This window comes from Corynebacterium sp. HMSC075F02 (assembly GCF_001838335.1).
Classification (GTDB): Bacteria; Actinomycetota; Actinomycetes; order Mycobacteriales; family Mycobacteriaceae; genus Corynebacterium; species Corynebacterium jeikeium_D.
On sequence record NZ_KV836313.1, the window covers coordinates 230,675 to 250,527 of the forward strand.

The following is a 19,853-nucleotide window of genomic DNA, read 5'->3' on the forward strand; positions in this document are numbered from 1 at the left end:
CACCATGGGTTGGTATATCGGAAAGAGACTCCTGCAGATGGTGCCGGTATTCTTCGGTGCCACACTGCTGATTTATGCAATGGTCTTCGCCATGCCAGGCGACCCCATCGCCGCACTAGCTGGCGATAAGCAGCTGCCACCGGAGCAGGTCGCAGCACTGCGCGCCCACTACCACCTGGATGAGCCTTTCCTCGTCCAGTACTGGGAGTATCTCAAGGGCCTGTTCACCCTGGATATGGGCGAGACCTTCTCCGGTCGCTCGGTCGGCGAGGAAATCGCGCTGGCCTTCCCTATTACAATTCGCCTGGCTCTGATGGCCGTTGCCATTGAGGCCATTTTCGGTATCGGCCTCGGCGTTATTGCCGGTATGCGCAAGGGCGGCTTCTTCGACTCCACCGTTCTGGTGATGTCCCTGCTGGTTATCGCAACTCCGACCTTCGTGCTCGGCTTCGTGGCCCGCTACCTCTTCGGTGTGCGCTGGGAGATTGTCTCCCCCACCGTTGGTAGCGATGCCTCCTTTACCTCCCTGCTGCTGCCGGCATTCGTGCTGGGTCTCGTCTCGGTTGCTTATGTTCTGCGACTGACGCGTTCCGAGGTCTCGTCGGCACGCCATGCTGACTTCGTACGCACTGCCCGCGCCAAGGGCTTGCCAACCTCTGAAGTCACCCGCCGCCACATCTTGCGCAACTCGCTAATTCCCGTTGTGACCTTCATCGGCGCTGATCTCGCGGCTCTGATGGGCGGCGCAATTGTCACCGAGGGCATCTTCAACGTGCCAGGTATCGGTGGCCTGATCTTCCACGCCGTCCAGATTGGTGAAGCTCCCACCGTGGTCAGCATCGTGACCATCCTGGTGGTTATTTACATGTTCGCCAACTTGCTCATCGACTTGCTCTACGCAGTCCTGGATCCGAGGATTCGTTATGCCTAAGCCAGATTCGACGCAGTTAGATTCGACTCAGCCAGAAAAGCAGTCCAACGCCGCGCATACCGGCACCGCGCAGGCACCAAACCCGGCGACGAACCCCGACCACAAGCAGTTGCCGGATACCCCGCCACTGGGGCTCTGGGGTTCGGCCTGGCAGAACCTGCGTTACCGCCCACTGTTCTGGGTTTCCGCATTCATTATTTTGCTCTCCATCGCAGTGGCCGCATTCCCGTCGCTGTTCACCTCTGTGGACCCGACGGCGGCAAACCTGCGTGACTCGCTGGCCCCAGCCCGCGACGGCCACCCGATGGGCTTCACTCAGCAGGGCTACGACGTCTACGCCCGTGTCATCTACGGTGCCCGCGCCTCGGTCATCGTCGGCATCGGCGTCACCCTGGCCGTGACCGTGGTGGGCATCATCCTCGGTGCCATCGCTGGCTATCTCGGCGGTTGGGTCGACGCGGTGCTCTCCCGCATCACGGACATGTTCTTTGCCATCCCCCTGATTCTCGCCGGCATCGTGCTGATGCAGCTGTTTACCGAACGCACCATCTGGTCCGTGGTCTTCGTGCTCGCCGCTTTCGGCTGGCCGCAGATGGCGCGCGTGGTGCGCTCCTCGGTGATCTCAGTGAAAAACGAGGAATACGTCACCGCCTCCAAGGCGCTCGGTCTGTCCAGCACTGGCATTCTCTTCCGCCATGTGCTGCCGAACTGCCTCGCCCCTGTCATCGTCATGGCCACGACCTCACTGGGTATTTACATCGTCGCCGAGGCCACGCTGTCCTACTTGGGCATTGGCTTGCCGACGACCACCGTTTCCTGGGGCAACGACATCTCTGTCGCACAGCAGGTGCTCCGCCAGGCCCCGTCCAACCTGTTCTGGCCAGCACTCGCCCTGGCGATTACCGTTCTCGGCTTCATCCTCATGGGTGACGCTTTGAAGGATTCTCTCGACCCGAAGGAGCGTCGTCGATGAGCACCGACACCAATACTTCCGCAGCGCCCATTCTCACCTTGAAGGATGTCTGCATTGGCTTTCCGACGACCACAGCGTCCGGCCGCCGCAGTAAATCGTTGACCGATGTGGTGCATGACGTCGACCTGGAGGTTTTCCCCGGTGAGACGGTCGCCATTGTCGGCGAGTCCGGCTCGGGTAAGTCCACCACTGTCCACGCCGCGCTGGGGCTGTTGCCCGGTGATGGTGAAGTCACCGGTGGCACCATCACCTTCGATGGCCGTGACATCACACACCTGACCGACCGCGAGTTTGTTAGCATCCGCGGCAACGGCATCGGCCTGGTCCCCCAGGATCCGATGACCAATCTCAATCCAGTGTGGACCGTCGGTTCCCAGATTAAGGAGGCGCTGCGCGCCAACAACATCACCACTGGCTCCGAGGCCCACAAAAAGGCGATTGAGCTGCTGGAACAGGCTGGCCTGCCGAACGCTAAAAAGCGTATCGACCAGTACCCGCACGAGTTCTCCGGTGGTATGCGCCAGCGCGCACTTATCGCGATGGGCTTGGCCGCGCACCCAAAGCTGCTGATTGCCGATGAGCCCACGTCCGCTCTCGACGTGACCGTGGCGAAGAAAATCCTCGACCACCTCGACAAGCTCACTAGCGAACTCGGCACGTCCGTGGTGCTTATTACTCATGATCTCGGTTTGGCTGCCGAGCGCGCTGACCGACTCGTCGTTATGCAAGCAGGACGTGTCGTGGAGACCGGCCCTGCCCTGCAAGTTCTCACCCGCCCGCAGCATCCATACACCAAGCAGCTAATCGCGGCGGCTCCATCGCTGGCTGCCCGGCGCGGTGATCGCGTGGTGGCGGCGCCGACGACATCGGATGCGGACCAGAAGGAGATTCTGGTCGCGAAGAACTTGGTGCGCGACTTTGCCATCCGCGGCGACCGTCCGTGGCGCAAGGATTCCTTCCGCGCCGTCGATGACATCAGCTTTACGCTGCGTCGCGGTCGCACCATCGGAATCGTGGGCGAATCCGGTTCGGGCAAGTCCACTGTCGCCAACATGGCGCTGGGGCTGCTCGATCCGACCGAAGGCGAAGTGCTTTTCGACGGCAAACGCGTCCAGGGCCGGAGTCGTAAAGAGGAGCTGGAGCTGCGGCGTCGCATTCAGCCGATTTTCCAGAACCCGTATGCGACGCTGGACCCGATGCGCACGGTGCATTCCTCCATCGAGGAGCCGCTGCGGATTCACAAGATTGGCACCAAGAAGGAGCGTGAGCAGCGCGTATTCGAGCTTCTCGACCGCGTCGCACTTCCCGCGGAGATGGGGCGCCGCTTCCCCGGTGAGCTGTCGGGTGGTCAGCGTCAGCGTGTGGCGATTGCGCGTGCGCTGGCCCTGAACCCTGAGGTTGTGGTCTGTGACGAGGCAGTATCGGCCCTCGACGTGGTGGTGCAGGCTCAGGTGCTCGAACTACTCGCTGAGCTGCAGGAAGAGATGGATTTGGCCTACCTCTTTATTACGCACGACCTCGCTGTGGTGCGGCAGGTGGCTGATGAGGTCATCGTGATGGAGCACGGCAAGATGGTTGAACACCGTCCGACCGACGATCTCTTCGACCACCCGGAGAAGGAATACACCCAGCGGCTGCTGGACGCCATCCCAGGTGCGTCGTTGGATTTGGATCTGTAGCTGGGCAGTGGCCTGTTTCCCCAGGGCACTTCGCTCCGCCCCCCCTCTGGGCCACTTCACGACACAGGCGTCACCTCGTACCAGCTGTGGAGGCGGCATGAGGTGACATAGGTGTCGTGAAGTGGCTGGGCGATTTTGAGTCGGAGCGGATTGAGCGGGAGAAGAGAGAAAGCTATCCGGAAAGACCGTCCAGACAGCCTGCTAGTCCTCCGGAGCAAGCTCGCTTTCAGTAACCCACTTGTGGTTCTTCATGGTCATACCATCATCGTCAATGTCGACCATGTACACCGGCTCCTGGGTGGAGTAGTCAACAGTGCCCTTGGCCCCCTTCATGCCCGCCATATGCTCGGCGTTGATGGTGATCTCGGAGCCGTCGGCAAGCGGTGCTTCGCCTGGGTTCTCCAGCTCCTCATGAACGACCCAGCGGTGGTCCTTCACCGGCTCACTGCCATCGGTCGGGGTGTAGGAAACGGAGTAGGTAGTGGTGTTGAAAACACCAACAACCTTGCCTTCTGCACCCTTCATGCCCGGCATGTGATCGGCGAGAACCTGCACTTCACTGCCGACCGGGAACTTCGCGTTGTCCGCCGCAATCATTCCCTCTGGAGCCGGACCACCATCGGCCGGATGGTCATGGCCGGCCATCGCGTCATCACCATGGTCACCATGACCGCCATGCTCATCGGCATCGTCCATATCATCCATGTCGTCATGCCCCTCAGAGCTGGTGGCCGACACGGAAGAGCTGGTTTCGCTAACAGTGCTGCTTGCCTCAGTACTAGCCGAATCATCGGAGGAGCAACCGGCCAGCACAAGGACGCTGGCGGCACCCGCGGCTACGAGAGCATCTAGTGGTCGAATATTCTTTGCCATGGTTGAGCTCCTTTGTTGTTGATGTCAATCAATCTATGCCCTCACCCTAACAACGCTCCCCCAGCTTCACCAGGGCTTATCGCCCGCGGCGGACGGAAATCGTCCAGCCAGCTTCACCGGTCTGCTCAAAGTTGGTGACCTCGTGGCCATCCTTCGCAGCCCAGCGCGGAATCGCATCCGTGGCCTGGGTGCAGTCGAATGGGATCACCAGCTCCTCGCCGATCTCAATCTTGTTGATCGCGTCCTTGGCCTCGATCAGCGGGAATGGGCACACCGCGCCGACGGTGTCGAGCTCGTAACGCCCATCGCCCAGTGGCTTAAGCTTGCCGTCTTCTTGCTTTACGACGCTCCGGTCGAGCAACGCCACCGGCGCGACCGCAAAGGCACCCGCCAGCGGGGAGGCCTCGGTGCCAGCGGCACCGGCACCTTCGCTACCCGGCAGGGACACAGGAGAAGTAGCAGCCGAAGCGACCGGAGCAGTTGCCGATACCGCCGTGTCGTTGGTGGTGGAAGGGGTGCTCGGGACGTCGCTAAGCGAAGGCGCGGACGGCTTCAGCCAAAGCTTGGCGGCGATAGCGACACCTGCGGCGATGGACGCCAGCGCGAGCCAACCCTGGTAGCTGAACAGCGAAGTCTGGACCATGCCGTTGCCGACGGTGCAGCCGCCGGCCCACGCAGCGCCGACACCCATGAAGATGCCGCCGACGACGGAGCGAGCGCCCTGCGTAGCGTCCGGGACGCGGAGACGGAATTCACCGGAGGCCTTGGCCGCGATGAAGGAACCGACGAGGATGCCGAGGACGAGGAGGACGCCCCAGTCGAAACGCTCGGTGTCACCAGTGACAACGTAGTTAGCGAGGTTGGAGGACGGAGTGGTGATGCCGAGGCCATCGTTGCGGCCGGTAGCTGCGGACAGCGGCCATGCGATAACGCCAAGTACACCGACGATGGCGGCGGTGGCGTACACGTGCCAGGGCTTCTCAGCCAGGATGTGCGCGAGACCGGACTTACGCGGTGCCAGAGTTACCGGGCGCGGGCCGGAGAATTCTTCGCGCAGGAAGCGGACGGCGAAGTATGCCGTGACGGCGCTCAGCGCGATGACCAGTGGCCAAATGCTAATGCCGAGAGAGGCATGAATGCTGGTCAGGCCGACGGTGCGGTCCTTCAGGGAATTCTGCAGGCCGCCCAGGAAGCCAGTCTTCATAGCAGCAGCGGATAGGGCGTAAAAGACCAGTGCGATCCAAGAGCCGATCAGGCCCTCACCGGAGCGGTACCAGGTACCCGAGGCACAGCCACCGGCCAGGACGATACCCAGCCCGAAGATAACGCCACCGACGATAACGGCCACCGGTGCCAGTTCGTTGTATTCGGGAGTAATCACGCCGGCGCTGGTCAGTGCGGCCAGGCCGATGGCGTGGACGGAAATAACAATCAGCAAGGCGACGAAGCCGCGCCAGCTGCGCTGAGTGAAGATATCGCGCAGGAAACCGGTGACGCAGAAACGTCCTCGCTGCATAACAAAGCCGAGCACGGCGCCCAGCGCTAGTCCTGAGATGAGCATGAAAGTAGTTCTCCTAAGTTTTGTGGACAGACCTGTCTATCTGGTGTTTAGGAAACTACTTTATACGCAGAGAAAAGTCCAAGTTTATTGCGTTTTTGCAGGATAACCGCACCCCCCACTAGACAGACCGAACCGTATATAACACTGTCGTCCAGGAAGGATTCACCACTCCGAGTTCCACTTTGTGGCAGTGTGGAAAGTTGTGAGTGCAAAAAGTTTCGCGATGACCCCGGTACAGCGATTCCTTGTGCTGCGCTCCATAATCGATCTGCCTTTTACCCGGACATTCGCCATCGACGCGGAGCAGGTCGTCGAAATCTCCGGCGTCGCTCGACTCAGCGAGCTCAACGCCAAAAATGCCGTAATAATCGACAGCTTGCGTTCACTCGCCCACACCAACACACAGGACTTTTACGCCATCGATGATGCCGCCGAGGCGCTGGGCACCGCGCTTCGCATGGCAGTGTCTTCCAGGCAGCTACTGTGGCTCAGCTCGCTTCCCAAAAGCGACGTGGACAAGGTGCGCGCAATCCTCGGTGATGACTTGGTGCACGTGGTGGGCCCAGCACTGGCCGTCGACAAGCTCAACGACGACATCCTGGAGGTTCCCGACGCACTGAAGCGCCGTGGCGAACCGCTTGTTCCCATTGCACTCTCGCCGACTGCGCTAGTGCACGCGTGGGCACATGGCACGCATGAGCAGCAAAAAATGCTGGCGTACCTGCTCGAAGGCACCAACACATTGGTGATGGAGAGCAAAAATCTGCATGCGCTGCGCAAAGTCGGGGCGAACCTCATTGAGCGCAACCTGATCTGGCGGCTGCTCTACAACCCCAAGGTGCTCGCGTATCTGGTGGTGCTGATTTACTCATCTCTGCGCGCGCTACCAGTAGTTTTTGTCCCCGGCTTCCACGGCAATGTCTGGGTGCTCTGGACTATCGACATCATCACGGCAATCCCCTACACCTGGGGAATTGTGGAGATGTTCACCGGCAGCTCATTCTGGCGCCGAATGCTGGGACTGCTGGTCACACTGGTGACTTTTATCTCGCCGTATGTCTATTTCTGGTTCAACGGCCGCGACTATCCCGTGTGGGTCACCGCATTCGTCATCGCCATGATCGTGGGCGCCTTCGCCGTCGAATTCATCCGCTGGCTACGCGACCGCCTCATCCACACAATCCTGCACCAACTGCCCGCCGCTACCGGCCGGTAAACGAGCGACGCACACCACCGACAATCAGCCACGCACCGGCGGCAACGTTGACGGCCACCATCGCATGGCTCACCGTCAGGCTTAACGACGCCGCTTTCGTCACAATTGCGATAAGCAGGCCTGTCGTGACAATCCAGACAAACGTTGCAGCAATGTTGCCCACCTTGCCGCGTTGCACGCGGAACGGGTGCGTGTAGTGCAGCGGTACCAGCGTCATTGTGCTGAAGATAACGATTGCGGCGATACACACTGCCATCGGCGCATTCCACACCCATAGCAGGACTGCCACAATATTCCACGCCGCCGGGAAGCCCACAAAGTAGTAGTCCCCAGACTTGGCGGCTTCGTTGGCATAACAGAACATCGAGGAGACCAACACTACGATGGCCAGGAAAATCGCCAGCGGACGTGGCCCCAGCGGCAGGTACATAACCATGAACGCTGCAGGAATGGCCGTCCACGTGAGGTGGTCGACAATATTGTCCACCACCGCACCGTTAAACCAGGGCACGACTTCCTTGATGTGGTGCTTACGCGCCATGTTGCCATCGACACCGTCGACGACAAGCGCGATACCCAGCCAGAGCCACATCCATTCCGGCTTGCCGTCGAGAAGCGCCACTACCGCCAGCGTTGCCCACACCAAACCGGTCAGCGTGAACCCGTGAACCGCCCAGGCGATAGCATGCTGCCTCCGCGTGAAGGTCTGGGGAGCAGCAGAACTGGCAATGTCAGAGCTAGTAGAAGCGTTCACGGCAGATGTCCTTTAGAGAACAAATTGCGCACAACTGCAAACCTTTATCGCAGTTGTGCGCAGAGTCGATTTTTTTCAATCGGTGAGTATAACGGCTGATGGGTCGTTTTCCCGTATTTTTGCTCGGGCTTGTGCCGAGTTATTTAACGACGATCCTCGAACCAACCGGTAACAGCCGGCGCCGTGTTCTCGTAGACCAGCTTGGCTTCGGTGTACTCTTCCAGGCCGGTCGGGCCCAGCTCGCGGCCAATACCGGACTGGCCGAAGCCACCCCATTCGGCCTGTGGCAGGTAGGGGCCAAAGTCATTAATCCAGACGGTGCCGTGACGCAGCCCGCGGGAAACGCGCTCAGAAACCTCGCGGTTGGATGTCCACACCGCACCGGCCAGGCCATATTCGGTGTCGTTGCCAATCTCGATGGCCTCGTCAACCGTGGTGAAGGTCTCCACCGTCACCACCGGGCCAAAGGCTTCGTCGTGAACGCAGTCCATTTCGCGGGTGACCTGGTCAATCACGGTTGGGAGGTAGAAGTAGCCGTCGGCAAGCGAGGCGGAACCGTCAGCGGTGGCGCCGGTGGCAATCTCGCCGCCAACGCGCACGCGAGCGCCCTGTTCACGGGCCCGATCGACGTATGCCGCGACCTTATCCAGGTGCTGCTTCGAAATCAGCGCACCGGTCTCGGCCTTCTCGTCGAGCGGACCGCCGAGCTGGATGTGTCCGGCGCGCTCGACCAGATCGTCGACAAACTTCTCGGCGATGGACTCCTCCACAATCAAGCGAGCGCCCGCCGAGCACACCTGACCGGAGTGCAGGAACGCAGCATTGAGGGCATTGTCCAAAGCGGCTTCGTAATCGGCGTCGGCGAAGATGATGTTCGGGTTCTTGCCGCCGAGCTCAAGCGCGACCTTCTTCACAGACTTAGCCGCTTCACCAGCAATAATCTTGCCAGTGACAAGACCGCCAGTGAAGGAGACCATGTCCACCTTCGGATGCGAGGACAGCGGTGCGCCCGCTTCGGCACCGGCTCCGGTAATGAGGTTGGCAACGCCTGCCGGAACACCCAGATCATCGATGACGTGCATGAGCAGAATTGCTGTGTGCGGAGTCAGCTCCGCCGGCTTGAGCACAAAGGTATTGCCCGTGGCCAGCGCCGGTGCAACCTTCCATGCGGTCTGCAGCAGTGGGTAGTTCCACGGCGTAATCAGGCCACAGACACCAACAGGTTCACGCACAATACGCGCGACGACGGACGGGTCATCCGCATCCACGAGACGACCGGCATCATTGCCCGCGAGCTTCCCGAAGTACTCAAAGCAGGCAATGATGTCATCCATATCGGCTGCCGCCTCAGGCAGGCGCTTGCCGGTATCCATAGCCTCTGCCCAGGCAAATTCGTCCTTGCGCTGCCTGATGGCAGCTCCGATATCGAGTACCAACTTGCTGCGCTCAGCTGTGCTCCAGGATGCCCAGGAACCTTCTCCGGTACGTCGGAAAGCAGCGTCGGCGGCGGCGATGGCGCGCTCGGTGTCGGTTGCGTCTGCTTCTGCGACCTCGGCGATGAAAGAGCCGTCGGCCGGGCACTCGATGGTGCGAGTATTGCCAGCGGCTGCAGCGGACCAGGTGCCGTTGATAAACAGCGTGGCGGCCCCTTCGTGAGATTTGGCGGTCTCGGTTGCGAGAGCCTTATCAGTAGTGGAAGGCTTAAAGGTCATTTAGGAATCCTCCTTGGCGTAGTCATCAGACCATTCGCGGACAGGTTCGGCATTATCGGACAGATCTGAGGTGCCCGGGAGATCAGACTGCATATGCAGGAACTCCAAGTGCCGTTCGTAGAGGTCGAGGACGTCGGAAATCAGCTGCTCTTGGGTGTAGCCATAGACGTCGTAGCCGAGCGAGCCGGTAAGCGTGAAGACCTCGAGACGGTAGTAGTAAATATCAGCATCACTGTCCAGGTGTACCAGGCCAGCGAAAGACGGCGTCAAGTGTTCAACCGGATAGACCTGGTAGCGGAAGCTCATCTCCTCGCCGAAACCGACCTGCAGGTCAATCTGGTCGATGCCAACTTCTTCTGCTGGTTCACGGTGCAGCGTCACTTCGCCGCCACGATCCCTGATAGCTTCTGCCACCTGTTCAAGCGCGGGCTGTACCACTCGGTCGAGGTAGCGCATGACTGGCTTCTTGCCCGGGAAGGACATGGAGCGGGCAAGTCGCTTACGCCAGTCGCCCTGTTCGCCATCTACGGCGCGGCCCGACATCGCCCCATGGAGGGCTCGACGTGTCGAATCCTGTTGCAGCAGCTCCAGTCGCAGCGACTTAAAGAGGCCATACATCACCAGATAGATGACAAAGGCGAACGGCAGGCCCATCACAATCGTCGCGGACTGCAGTGTCGGAATACCGCCGACGTAGAGCATCGCGATGGTCAGCACACCGACCACGACAGCCCAGAAAATACGGGTCCACTTCTTACCGTCCTGCTGTGTGTCGGTGATCTTCGAAGTGAAGTTACTCATCACCAGTGCTGCCGAGTCAGCCGAGGTGATGTAGAGCAGCAGACCGATCAGGGAGGCGACTGCCGCCACCAACATCGGTGCCGGGTACTGCTCTAGCAGAAGGTAGAAGGCGCGCTCCGGGTAATCCAATGCAGTCTGCCCAAACTCCGAATCGCCACCGATAACCAGGTCCAGAGCCGAGTTACCGAACACCGATACCCACATCAGAACGAAGAGGAATGGAATGGTCAGCGTGCCGACGACAAACTGACGCAGACTACGGCCACGGGAAATGCGAGCCAGGAACAAACCGACGAACGGTGCCCAGGCCACCCACCAAGCCCAGAAGAACAGGGTCCAGGAGTTCAACCATTCCTGCGCTCCGGAGAACGCGTAGGTATCCATAGTCATGGACGGGAACTTCGAGACGTACTCACCGACGTTCATCACCAGTGCGTCAAACAGGAACGCGGTGCGGCCGGTAACCAGGATGTAGAGCATCAAGCAGATAGCCAGGCCAACGTTGAGCTCCGAGAGACGACGAATTCCCTTGTCGACACCGGAAACTGCGGAGGCGATAGCCACCGATACGGCCACGACGATTAGAGCGATCTGCCAGGACGTACTCTCATCCACCCCGAACAGCACACGCAGGCCGTAATTCAGCTGGACGACGCCGATACCCAGCGAGGTTGCGACACCGAAAACGGTACCCAGCATCGCCGCGATTTCGACCGCTTCACCAGCGGGGCCGTGGATGCGCTTGCCGATAATCGGATAGAGCGCCGAACGAATGGTCAGCGGCATGTTCAGGCGATACGCGAAGTAGCCGAATGCCATACCCATCAGGGCGTAGAGTGCCCAACCGGTCACGCCATAGTGGAAGAGCGTGAACACCACTGCCTGACGTGCAGCTTCGATGGTCTCCGCGTCTCCGGTCGGCGGGCCATAAAACTGTGCCACCGGCTCCGCTACCGAGAAGAAGAGCAGGTCAATGCCGATACCCGCCGCAAAGAGCATAGAGGCCCAGGAGAACAGACCAAACTGAGGCTTGGCGTGATCGGGGCCGAGCTTAATCTGTCCCGTTCGCGAGATAGCGACGTAGAGCATGAAGAGCACTGCCACCGTCGCGGTCACAATATAGAACCAGCCGAAGTTCTTCGATACCCAGGCGACAATGCCAGCTAGGGTGTCCGCTGCATTGTCCGGGGCAAAAATAGCCCACAGGGCAATGGCAAGAATGCCAACACCTGAAATAATAAATACAGGCCAGTTGACCTCAGGCTCGGAGGTCACACTCGCTTGCGCTTGTTGTGGAGGGGCCGACTGCGATCGCTGCATTCCTTGCGACGATCCAGATTTTTCCTCCGTTACCTTCTCAGTTGGCGGAGTATCAGACATAGGAAAATCCTTCAGATTCGGGAACTAACCCAGCATACCTAGTTTGAATAATCCCTCAAGTTTAAGAATCGATTCAGAAGAATTCTCCAATACCAACATCAACACCTTCACCTGCATATTTACCCAGTTTTCAAGACGTTTAAAATCATTCCAACTGGAATTGAATACCAATTGTGTGGCATTCTATATAGGTGAAGGGGATTTGAGATACGCCTCCGGCCACTTATTCCAATATCAATATATAGGGCCCGCCTTTAAATATTACTTGGGGCTTATCGGGGCTTATCACAGTCCTTGAAAACCATTCCGATATGCATCGGCAAACAACCTACGGAGGTACACCAGAACATGGGAGCTTTCCCGGCTGTCTTCAACTTCGGTAAAAAGAATGGCAACACCACAGTCGAACACCGCGACGTCGTCATCGTTGGCGCGGGCTCTGCCGGCTCTGTGCTGGCTAACCGGCTGTCCGCAGACCACACTCAGCAGGTGCTCGTACTCGAGGCCGGCCGCATGGACTCCCTCTGGGACCTCTACATTCACATGCCTTCGGCGTTCTCCTTCCCAATCGGTAACAAGTACTACGACTGGAAGTACGAATCCGAGCCGGAACCGGAGATGAACGGTCGCCGCATCTACCACGCCCGCGGCAAGGTCGTCGGCGGCTCCTCCTCCATCAACGGCCAAATTTACCAGCGCGGTAACCCCATGGACTACGACAAGTGGGGCGACACCAAGGGGCTGGAGAACTGGGGCTGGAACCACGTTCTGCCGTACTTCAAGCGCATGGAAAATGCACTCGGCTCCGACAAGGACGACCCGCGCCGTGGCCACGACGGCCCACTGCGCATGAAGCGCGGTCCGGCCGATTCTCCGCTGTTCAAGGCCTTCTTCAAGTCTGTCCAGCAGGCCGGCTACAACTACACCCCGGACGTCAACGGCTACCGCCAGGAGGGCTTCGGCCCCTTCGACGCGAACATCGACAAGGGCCGTCGCCTCTCCGCTGCCCGCGCATACCTGCACCCGGCTCTGCAGCGTCCAAATCTGGAGCTTCGCACCCGCGCAGAAGCCACCCGCATTCTCTTCGAGGGCACCAAGGCCGTCGGCGTGGAGTACGCCTGGAAGGGGCGCACACGTCAGGTGCGAGCAGACAAGGTCATCCTCTGCGGTGGCGCTTTCAACTCTCCGCAGCTGCTCGAGGTCTCCGGCATTGGCGATGAGAAGGTCTTGAATGCCGCCGGAGTGAACGTCGTCAAGCACCTGCCTGGTGTCGGCGAAAACCTGCAGGACCACCTGGAGGTCTACATTCAGTACAACGCCACCCAGCCGGTGTCTTCACAGCCGTACCTGGAGAAGTGGCGTTGGCCGTTCATTGGCCTGTGGTGGCTGCTCACCCACAAGGGCCCGGTGGCAACGTCGCACTTCGAGGGTGGCGGTTTCGCGCGCTCCAACGACAACGAGCCCTACCCGAACCTGATGTTCCACTTCCTGCCGCTGGCCATGCGTTACGACGGCACGAAGATCGATAGCCCGCACGGTTTCCAGTTCCACGTTGGTCCGATGTACTCGGATGCCCGTGGCCATGTCCACATCACCTCCTCGGACATCAAGGTCAAGCCGTCGATTCTGTTCAACTACCTGTCCACTGATCAGGACCGCCGTGAATGGGTCGAGGCTGTGAAGGTCTCCCGTAAGCTGCTGGACACTCCGGCAATGAAGGAGTACACCGACGGCGAGATTTCCCCGGGTGCAGATGTGCAGACCGACGAGGAGATTCTCGAGTGGGTCCGCAAGGACGCCGAGACCGCACTGCACCCATCCTGCACCTGCAAGATGGGGCCGGCCTCCGACGAGATGGCCGTGGTCGATCCGGAAACCATGCAGGTTCACGGCACCGAGGGCCTCTACGTGGTTGACGCTTCGGTCATGCCGGGCATCACCAATGGCAATATCTACGCACCGACCATGATGATTGCCGAAAAGGCCGCTGATCTCATCGCCGGCAAGACCCCGCTGGCACCGCAGGACATTCCGTTCTACCGCGCTGGCCAGGGTATGCCGCTGGATCCGCCGGAGAGCACCAAGTAGTTCTTGAGTTTTTGAGGCGGTAGCGCGACGTCTATTGCGCAACGTCGCTCGTCGGAACCGGCCGGGTTCTCCCACGCGGGGGAATCCGGCCTTAGTGTTACTCTCGCCCTTATGAGCAGTACAACCTCGCAGACACTCGAAAACCTCCGACGCTCATCAATCATTTTGGCACCGATGGCCGGTGGCCCATCCACGCCCGAACTCGTCGCTGCCGTTTCCAATGCTGGCGGGCTTGGCACCCTTGCCGCCGGCTACCTCACTGTCGAAAAGCTCACTGAACAGGCACACCAGACGTGCACACTGCTTGACGACGGCAAAGGTTTCGGCATCAACCTCTTCTGCCCCAACACCGCTGACGCCGGTATCGGAACCTCAGAGGAGGAACTTGCTCAGTGGACCGCTTTTCGTAATCGTCTGGCGCCGGCCGCTGCCCACTTCGACATCGACTTGCCTGACACTCCGACCTGGTCAGATGACTACTTCTCGGCGAAAGTCGAGGCAATTCTCGCTGATGACTTTCTGCCCAATCCCGATGCCCTGAAGTTCGTCTCCTTTACCTTTGGCTACCCAGATAACGAGGTCATTGCTCGGGTAAAGGAATCAGGCCGCAAAGTGATTTTGAATGCGACCTCAATTGAGGGTATACAGGCGGCGGCGAAGGCTGGCGCTGATCGCATTGTCCTGCAGGGACTAGCTGCGGGTGGGCACCGCGCATTTGTGAAGGGGAAGGATTCGTCCGACAGCATTGGGGCCTCTGTAGAAGAGCTCGCCCAAGCAGTCACCGAAGCATGTGCGGTAACCGATGTACCTATCATCGCCGCTGGTGGGGTGGGTAACCGAGAGGACGTCGTCAAGCTTGTGGAAGCCGGCGCGGTGGCTGTGCAAGCTGGCACACGGTTCCTCACCACCGCGGAGGCGGGTACGAAGGAGACGCACCGACGGGCACTGCGTGATTTGGTGGGGCGTGACACCGTTTTGACTCATGCTTTTTCCGGCAAGCCAGCGCGTGCCATCGAGAACACGTTTACCCGGGAGTTTTCTAGGATCGCGCCGGAACTTTACCCACAACTGCACTACTTGACCACGCCGATTCGAGGCGCGGCGAATAAGGCCGGCGATTCTGAATATCTCAACTTATGGGCAGGTATTGGGTTTGCGCAGTGCGAGGTTCAATATGCGGGCGAGGTTGTTGCGGAGCTTTCCGGCTTGGCCGAGTAATACGAAGCCGCCGATGCTACAAACAGCACAATGACCAGCCCCGGGCATACATCGTCGCTGGTCATTCGGCTTTATTTGTGACGATGGCTTTTATGCCGACGGCGCAGTTGTGGCGTTAGGCGTCGAGCAGCCAATCGTTCGGGCTGAACAGCTCGAAGTGAACGTTATTGCGGTCAATACCGCGATCGGCGAGCTGCTGGCGAATGGCCTGCAGGAAACCATTGCCACCACAGAGGTAGAACTGAGCACCCTCCGGCAGCTCCGTATCAGCCAGATTCATCAAATCCGGCTCGTACCACACCTGCTGGCGGGCATTGGCTAGCGCAGAGACTGCGTTATTGCGTTCTGCACGCAGTGCGTCGGTGTTCTCGGCGCGGTCCGCGTGGAGGACGACAACATCACGCTTAGAGTCGGCGGCCACCAGGGCATCCAGCATGCCGATCATGGGGGTGGCGCCAATACCTGCGGAAATGAGCACTACCGGGTCATCGGACTTTGTATCCAACACCAGGTCACCTGCAGGCAGAGAAATTTCGATGGCATCGCCCGGCTGCACCTTTTCCCACAGCTGTGTGGAAACTTCGCCAGCCGGCAGGTCCTCGGAGGCATCGACACGACGAACCGCGAAGGTCAGAACACCTTCCTCGCCGCCGACCAGAGAGTATTGCCGTAGCTGGCCGGCGCCGTCCGGCATGGTCTGACGCACAGAGATGTACTGTCCCGGGAGGTAGGAAACGGGGGCTTCGTCGTCAAGCTTGACGGAGAACACTGCGACGTCATCACCGCGCTCTTCACGGGAGACGACATGAGCGGCGCGGAAGACATCTCCTGCTTCGACACCGAGGTCGTCATAGAGCCCCTTCTCGAAGTTGATGAGAACGCGCTGCATCTCCAGGTAGACGGCATCCCATGCGTCGCGGACAGCTCCCTGAAAGACCTCTGGGGTGAGGATTTCCTCGATGGCATCGAAGAGGTGCTTGTGTACGATTGGGTACTGCTCCGGCTTGATGCCAACGGAGATGTGCTTGTGGCCGATGCGGGAAAGCAGTTCTTCCGGGGCGGGAGCATCTGGGTCGACCAGGGTAGCTGCGAAGGTAGCGACGGATGCCGCCAGCGCCTTCTGCTGAGCACCCTGCTTCTGGTTGCCGCGGTTGAAGGTATCGGCAATGAGCTCTGGGTGAGCAGCGAACATCCGATTGTAGAAGTTCGGCGTGATCTTCTCGATGTTGGCACCGACGACGGGCAGGGTTTGAGTGATGACTTCAGCCTGCTCTGGGGTCAGGCCGTTCTTGTTGACATTCAGGTTTGGCATGACTTCACAATAACACCATATTGCGCATTCTGTTTGCGTATTATTGCCCAATGGGGTCCATAACTACTCTTTGTGGTTGAGTTTTACCCGTCTTGAACTGCACAAATGGCAATGTCGAAAACTTCACCAGAAAATTTCGACAGCACCATTTTTAGCTTTTTCAACCCGCGGTCAGACCTTCAGCTCTGCACCTAAACCGGACGAACATTGAGCTGGGTACTCCCCTGCGGACCGTCTCCCTCGGGGCGATTGACATCCACACCATTAGCCGATTTGGGCGGAATGAGATCAGCAATCAACACCGGATCCAGTGCGGCGAAGAACGCCTCCTGCGCAGCCGCTAACTTGCCACGCAACAGGCACGTCGGCAGTAATGGGCAGTCAGTGCCGACACAATCGACGACCTCGTTGTTTTCCAGAGTGCGCAGCAGCTTGCCGACGGATTTTTCCGTAGCCGACTCGCGCAGATAGATGCCACCATTGCGCCCCTTGACCGCTTCCAAGAAGCCGAGCTCCACAAGTCGCGAGACGACCTTGGAAACATGCGCGCGAGACGCATTGAGAGACTCCGCCACCTCAGCAGCGGTGTACTTCCGTCCCGGCTCCCCCATCGCCATCAAAGTGATGACACGCAGGCTCAAATCAGAGAAAAGCGTTAATTGCATTGCGTGTCACCCTTCATCGTTGTACTGCACAAACCACCCCCTTGCCAGCCACTTCGGGCAACAAGGGGGTGGTTCTATGTTCTAGCTTTTAGCAAGGCTAGCTAGCAAGATCTTAGTCCTGCAGGCTCTTCTCGATACGAGCCTTCAGAGCCTCGAACTCGTCCCAGACTTCCTGCGGAACGCGGTCGCCGAGGAACTTCAGCCACTCCTCGTTGTCCGGCAGGTCACCCTGCCACTTAGCAGCCGGTGCCTTCAGGGCTTCCTTGACATCTTCAAAGTCGATGTCCAGGCCAGTCAGGTCCAGGTCCTCTGCCTTAGCGGTGTGACCAACAACGGTCTCCTTGGCGCCAACACGGCCCTCAATGCGGTCGATGATCCACTTGAGAACGCGAGAGTTGTCACCGAAGCCCGGCCACAGGAAGCGGCCGTCTTCGCCGCGGCGGAACCAGTTGACCAGGAAGACCTCTGGCATCTTGTCGCCGCCCTTGACACCCATGTCAATCCAGTGCTGCAGGTAGTCACCGACGTTGTAGCCAATGAACGGCAGCATTGCCATCGGGTCATGGCGCAGGGAACCGACCTTGGCCTCAGCGGAAGCAGCGGTCTGGCCGGAAGCCAGGGTTGCACCGATGAAGGTTGCGTGGTTCCAGGACAGTGCCTGGGTCACCAGCGGCACAGTGTCCGGGCGGCGACCACCGAACAGGATGGCGTCGATCGGGACACCCTGCGGATCGTCGTACTCCGGTGCGGCGACCGGGCACTGCGAAATCGGGGTGCAGTAACGGGAGTTCGGGTGCGAGGACAGCTCGTCGGAATCCGGAGTCCAGTCATTGCCCTTCCAGTCAATGAGGTGCTCCGGCTTGCCTTCCATGCCTTCCCACCAGACGTCACCATCGTCGGTCAGCGCGACGTTGGTGAACAGGGTGTTACCGGCCTCCATGGTCTTCATGGCGTTCGGGTTGGAGGAGTAGTTGGTGCCCGGTGCAACACCGAAGAAGCCGTTCTCCGGGTTAACAGCGTACAGGCGACCGTCCTCACCGAACTTCAGCCATGCAATGTCGTCGCCGACGACCTCGGCCTTCCAGCCCTCGATGGTCGGAGTCAGCATAGCCAGGTTGGTCTTACCACATGCAGACGGGAATGCAGCGGCGATGTGGTAGGCCTTGCCCTCCGGATTAGTGAGCTTCAGGATGAGCATGTGCTCAGCCATCCAGCTCTCTTCCTTGGCCATGACCGAAGCGATACGCAGTGCGTAGCACTTCTTGGCCAGGATGGCGTTTCCGCCGTAGCCGGAACCGTAGGACCAAATCTCCTTGGTCTCCGGGAACTGGGTGATGTACTTCTCATCGTTGCACGGCCATGCAACGTCCTCCTGGCCCTCCTCCAGCGGAGCGCCAACGGAGTGCAGAGCGTGGACGAAGTCTCCGTCCGGGCCAATCTTGTCCAGGGCATCCTGACCCATGCGGGTCATGATTCGCATAGAGAGAACCACGTACTCCGAGTCGGTCAGCTGAACACCCAGCTTCGGCTCCGGGTCGGTGATCGGACCCATGCAGAACGGAACGACGAACATGGTGCGGCCCTTCATGGAACCGCGGTAGTGCTCGGTCATTTCCTTCTTCAGCTCGACCGGATCCGCCCAGTTGTTGGTCGGGCCAGCGTCCTCTTCCTTTTCAGAAGCGATGAACGTGCGGGACTCCACACGAGCAACGTCCTTCGGGTTAGAGCGGGCAAGGAAAGAGTTCGGGCGCTTTTCCTCATTCAGCTTGATAAGAGTTCCCTTATCAACCAGGTCCTGGGTAAGGCGGTTCCACTCTTCTTCCGAGCCATCAGCAAAGACAACCTTGTCTGGCTGGGTCAGTTCTACGACCTCAGCAATCCAGCGCAGCAGTTCGGCGTTCTCGGTCGGGGCCTGGCCCTCGAGACCAGGAATAGAAGGTGCGGACATCAGTTCTCCTGACTCATTGATTCGCGTCTTAATTTAAGGCTACCGGGGGATACCGAAAGTTGCCGGGCCCCACATCGACAATCGGCTTGTTCCCGCATTTGTAAGCCGTTACATCACAGCTTTACAACAAATAATTTTCCCCGCCCCATTCTTGCGACCTGTTCATTTACGGCCATAACCAGTGAATAAGGCCAGCCTCACCACATAAATTTACAACCATTAACCCTTCGGGTGCAGTTACCCCCATTTGTAAGCAACCGAGACACGGGTACCCCCGCGCACCGTGGTTCCAAAGTCGTTAGTCCCAGCTGCCCCGAGCGGATTGCTCCCATGAGTACGCATCCCACTTCCCCGCGGCTGATGCCGGTTTCACTGCTGCTTCGCCCATCGCGTCAGCAGCCCTCACATCATCACTGCTCCAAGACTCCCAAGTGCCGTCAAAACGGACCGTCGTAACGTGATCCACCGTGCCGTCACCGTCCAGATCTGAATAGATTGACAACCCGGAATCGTCGGCAAGCGTAATTGACCCCTCGTCGTCGCCGAGGTCGTAGAGCTGCCCATCGACCTCCACAACCAGCCCGGCGCCACCAACGTCCACCGACTGCCCATCAATCGGTGTCGCTGCCTCCAAACCACACGGCGTAGCGGGCGAACGCGCCTCCACCCCGCCATCGGACGCGGGTTGATCGGAAAAGTACTGCAGTAAAGAAAACTCATCCATCGTGATATCCCCCTATTT

At 59.4% G+C, this 19,853-nt stretch carries 15 protein-coding genes; 6 read left to right on the plus strand and 9 right to left on the minus strand.

Going from position 1 to position 19,853, the window contains the following annotated elements:
* The first annotated feature begins 4 nt into the window (after window positions 1–4).
* Genes HMPREF2920_RS07330 through HMPREF2920_RS07340 form a run of 3 tightly spaced genes read left to right on the plus strand, consistent with a single transcriptional unit; the run spans window position 5 to window position 3,583 of the window.
* Window positions 5–931 carry an ABC transporter permease gene (locus HMPREF2920_RS07330; RefSeq protein WP_016421610.1) on the plus strand — a complete coding sequence of 309 codons (927 nt, stop codon included), beginning with the start codon at window positions 5–7 and terminating at the stop codon, window positions 929–931.
* Window positions 924–1,904 (plus strand): ABC transporter permease, encoded by a 981-nt coding sequence (locus HMPREF2920_RS07335; RefSeq protein ID WP_049191009.1) that lies wholly within the window; start codon window positions 924–926, stop codon window positions 1,902–1,904. The genes HMPREF2920_RS07330 and HMPREF2920_RS07335 overlap by 8 nt, the downstream gene beginning before the upstream one ends.
* A complete protein-coding gene (locus HMPREF2920_RS07340; protein WP_070854122.1) occupies window positions 1,901–3,583 on the plus strand; it encodes a dipeptide ABC transporter ATP-binding protein in 1,683 nt (560 codons plus the stop codon). Before HMPREF2920_RS07335 ends, HMPREF2920_RS07340 begins: the two co-directional genes overlap by 4 nt.
* 201 nt (window positions 3,584–3,784) lie before the next feature.
* On the opposite strand, the gene HMPREF2920_RS07345 is transcribed toward HMPREF2920_RS07340, so the two are convergent.
* Window positions 3,785–4,456, minus strand: coding sequence for a YdhK family protein (locus HMPREF2920_RS07345; RefSeq protein ID WP_172954625.1), 672 nt, complete (start codon window positions 4,454–4,456; stop codon window positions 3,785–3,787).
* 76 nt (window positions 4,457–4,532) lie between these two features.
* A complete protein-coding gene (locus HMPREF2920_RS07350; RefSeq protein ID WP_049191002.1) occupies window positions 4,533–6,017 on the minus strand; it encodes a YeeE/YedE thiosulfate transporter family protein in 1,485 nt (494 codons plus the stop codon).
* Window positions 6,018–6,219: 202 nt separating this feature from the next.
* On the opposite strand from HMPREF2920_RS07350, the gene HMPREF2920_RS07355 reads away from it, so the two are divergent.
* Complete coding sequence (locus HMPREF2920_RS07355) at window positions 6,220–7,233, plus strand: hypothetical protein (RefSeq protein ID WP_224784016.1); 1,014 nt, start codon at window positions 6,220–6,222, stop codon at window positions 7,231–7,233.
* Here the strand turns inward: HMPREF2920_RS07355 and HMPREF2920_RS07360 are convergent.
* The 3 genes from HMPREF2920_RS07360 to betT form a co-directional block, all read right to left on the minus strand.
* Complete coding sequence (locus HMPREF2920_RS07360) at window positions 7,220–7,987, minus strand: CDP-alcohol phosphatidyltransferase family protein (RefSeq protein WP_053087292.1); 768 nt, start codon at window positions 7,985–7,987, stop codon at window positions 7,220–7,222. The genes HMPREF2920_RS07355 and HMPREF2920_RS07360 overlap by 14 nt on opposite strands.
* A gap of 143 nt (window positions 7,988–8,130) precedes the next feature.
* Window positions 8,131–9,699: an aldehyde dehydrogenase family protein gene (locus HMPREF2920_RS07365; RefSeq protein WP_049191000.1), complete on the minus strand. Its 1,569-nt coding sequence runs from the start codon at window positions 9,697–9,699 to the stop codon at window positions 8,131–8,133.
* Window positions 9,700–11,880 (minus strand): choline BCCT transporter BetT, encoded by a 2,181-nt coding sequence (gene betT / locus HMPREF2920_RS07370; RefSeq protein WP_049190998.1) that lies wholly within the window; start codon window positions 11,878–11,880, stop codon window positions 9,700–9,702. It lies immediately after the preceding gene.
* A gap of 348 nt (window positions 11,881–12,228) precedes the next feature.
* Here betT and betA point away from each other — a divergent pair, with 348 nt between their 5' ends.
* On the plus strand, window positions 12,229–13,968 hold the full coding sequence (gene betA / locus HMPREF2920_RS07375) for a choline dehydrogenase (protein ID WP_049193170.1): 1,740 nt from the start codon (window positions 12,229–12,231) through the stop codon (window positions 13,966–13,968).
* Between the two features lie 111 nt (window positions 13,969–14,079).
* Window positions 14,080–15,186, plus strand: coding sequence for an NAD(P)H-dependent flavin oxidoreductase (locus HMPREF2920_RS07380; protein WP_070437257.1), 1,107 nt, complete (start codon window positions 14,080–14,082; stop codon window positions 15,184–15,186).
* A gap of 115 nt (window positions 15,187–15,301) precedes the next feature.
* On the opposite strand, the gene HMPREF2920_RS07385 is transcribed toward HMPREF2920_RS07380, so the two are convergent.
* From HMPREF2920_RS07385 to HMPREF2920_RS07400, 4 genes are all read right to left on the minus strand, one after another.
* Window positions 15,302–16,498 carry a globin domain-containing protein gene (locus tag HMPREF2920_RS07385; RefSeq protein WP_070600985.1) on the minus strand — a complete coding sequence of 399 codons (1,197 nt, stop codon included), beginning with the start codon at window positions 16,496–16,498 and terminating at the stop codon, window positions 15,302–15,304.
* Between the two features lie 191 nt (window positions 16,499–16,689).
* On the minus strand, window positions 16,690–17,163 hold the full coding sequence (locus HMPREF2920_RS07390) for an RrF2 family transcriptional regulator (RefSeq protein WP_070600984.1): 474 nt from the start codon (window positions 17,161–17,163) through the stop codon (window positions 16,690–16,692).
* Between the two features lie 112 nt (window positions 17,164–17,275).
* Entirely contained in the window at window positions 17,276–19,111 is a 1,836-nt protein-coding gene (locus HMPREF2920_RS07395; protein WP_070600983.1) for a phosphoenolpyruvate carboxykinase (GTP), read from the minus strand.
* Between the two features lie 298 nt (window positions 19,112–19,409).
* Entirely contained in the window at window positions 19,410–19,835 is a 426-nt protein-coding gene (locus HMPREF2920_RS07400; RefSeq protein WP_016421630.1) for a DUF6802 family protein, read from the minus strand.
* Between the last annotated feature and the right edge of the window lie 18 nt (window positions 19,836–19,853).

What these genes read in the sequence shown, in the direction of transcription:
- HMPREF2920_RS07335 (WP_049191009.1), top strand. Translation starts at nt 924, where the DNA reads ATGCCTAAGCCAGATTCGACGCAGTTAGATTCGACTCAGCCAGAAAAG.
- HMPREF2920_RS07340 (WP_070854122.1), top strand. Translation starts at nt 1,901, where the DNA reads ATGAGCACCGACACCAATACTTCCGCAGCGCCCATTCTCACCTTGAAG.
- HMPREF2920_RS07385 (WP_070600985.1), bottom strand. Translation starts at nt 16,498, where the DNA reads ATGCCAAACCTGAATGTCAACAAGAACGGCCTGACCCCAGAGCAGGCT.
- HMPREF2920_RS07330 (WP_016421610.1), top strand. Translation starts at nt 5, where the DNA reads ATGGGTTGGTATATCGGAAAGAGACTCCTGCAGATGGTGCCGGTATTC.
- HMPREF2920_RS07380 (WP_070437257.1), top strand. Translation starts at nt 14,080, where the DNA reads ATGAGCAGTACAACCTCGCAGACACTCGAAAACCTCCGACGCTCATCA.
- HMPREF2920_RS07350 (WP_049191002.1), bottom strand. Translation starts at nt 6,017, where the DNA reads ATGCTCATCTCAGGACTAGCGCTGGGCGCCGTGCTCGGCTTTGTTATG.
- HMPREF2920_RS07365 (WP_049191000.1), bottom strand. Translation starts at nt 9,699, where the DNA reads ATGACCTTTAAGCCTTCCACTACTGATAAGGCTCTCGCAACCGAGACC.
- HMPREF2920_RS07390 (WP_070600984.1), bottom strand. Translation starts at nt 17,163, where the DNA reads ATGCAATTAACGCTTTTCTCTGATTTGAGCCTGCGTGTCATCACTTTG.
- HMPREF2920_RS07400 (WP_016421630.1), bottom strand. Translation starts at nt 19,835, where the DNA reads ATGGATGAGTTTTCTTTACTGCAGTACTTTTCCGATCAACCCGCGTCC.
- betA (WP_049193170.1), top strand. Translation starts at nt 12,229, where the DNA reads ATGGGAGCTTTCCCGGCTGTCTTCAACTTCGGTAAAAAGAATGGCAAC.
- HMPREF2920_RS07395 (WP_070600983.1), bottom strand. Translation starts at nt 19,111, where the DNA reads ATGTCCGCACCTTCTATTCCTGGTCTCGAGGGCCAGGCCCCGACCGAG.
- betT (WP_049190998.1), bottom strand. Translation starts at nt 11,880, where the DNA reads ATGTCTGATACTCCGCCAACTGAGAAGGTAACGGAGGAAAAATCTGGA.
- HMPREF2920_RS07345 (WP_172954625.1), bottom strand. Translation starts at nt 4,456, where the DNA reads ATGGCAAAGAATATTCGACCACTAGATGCTCTCGTAGCCGCGGGTGCC.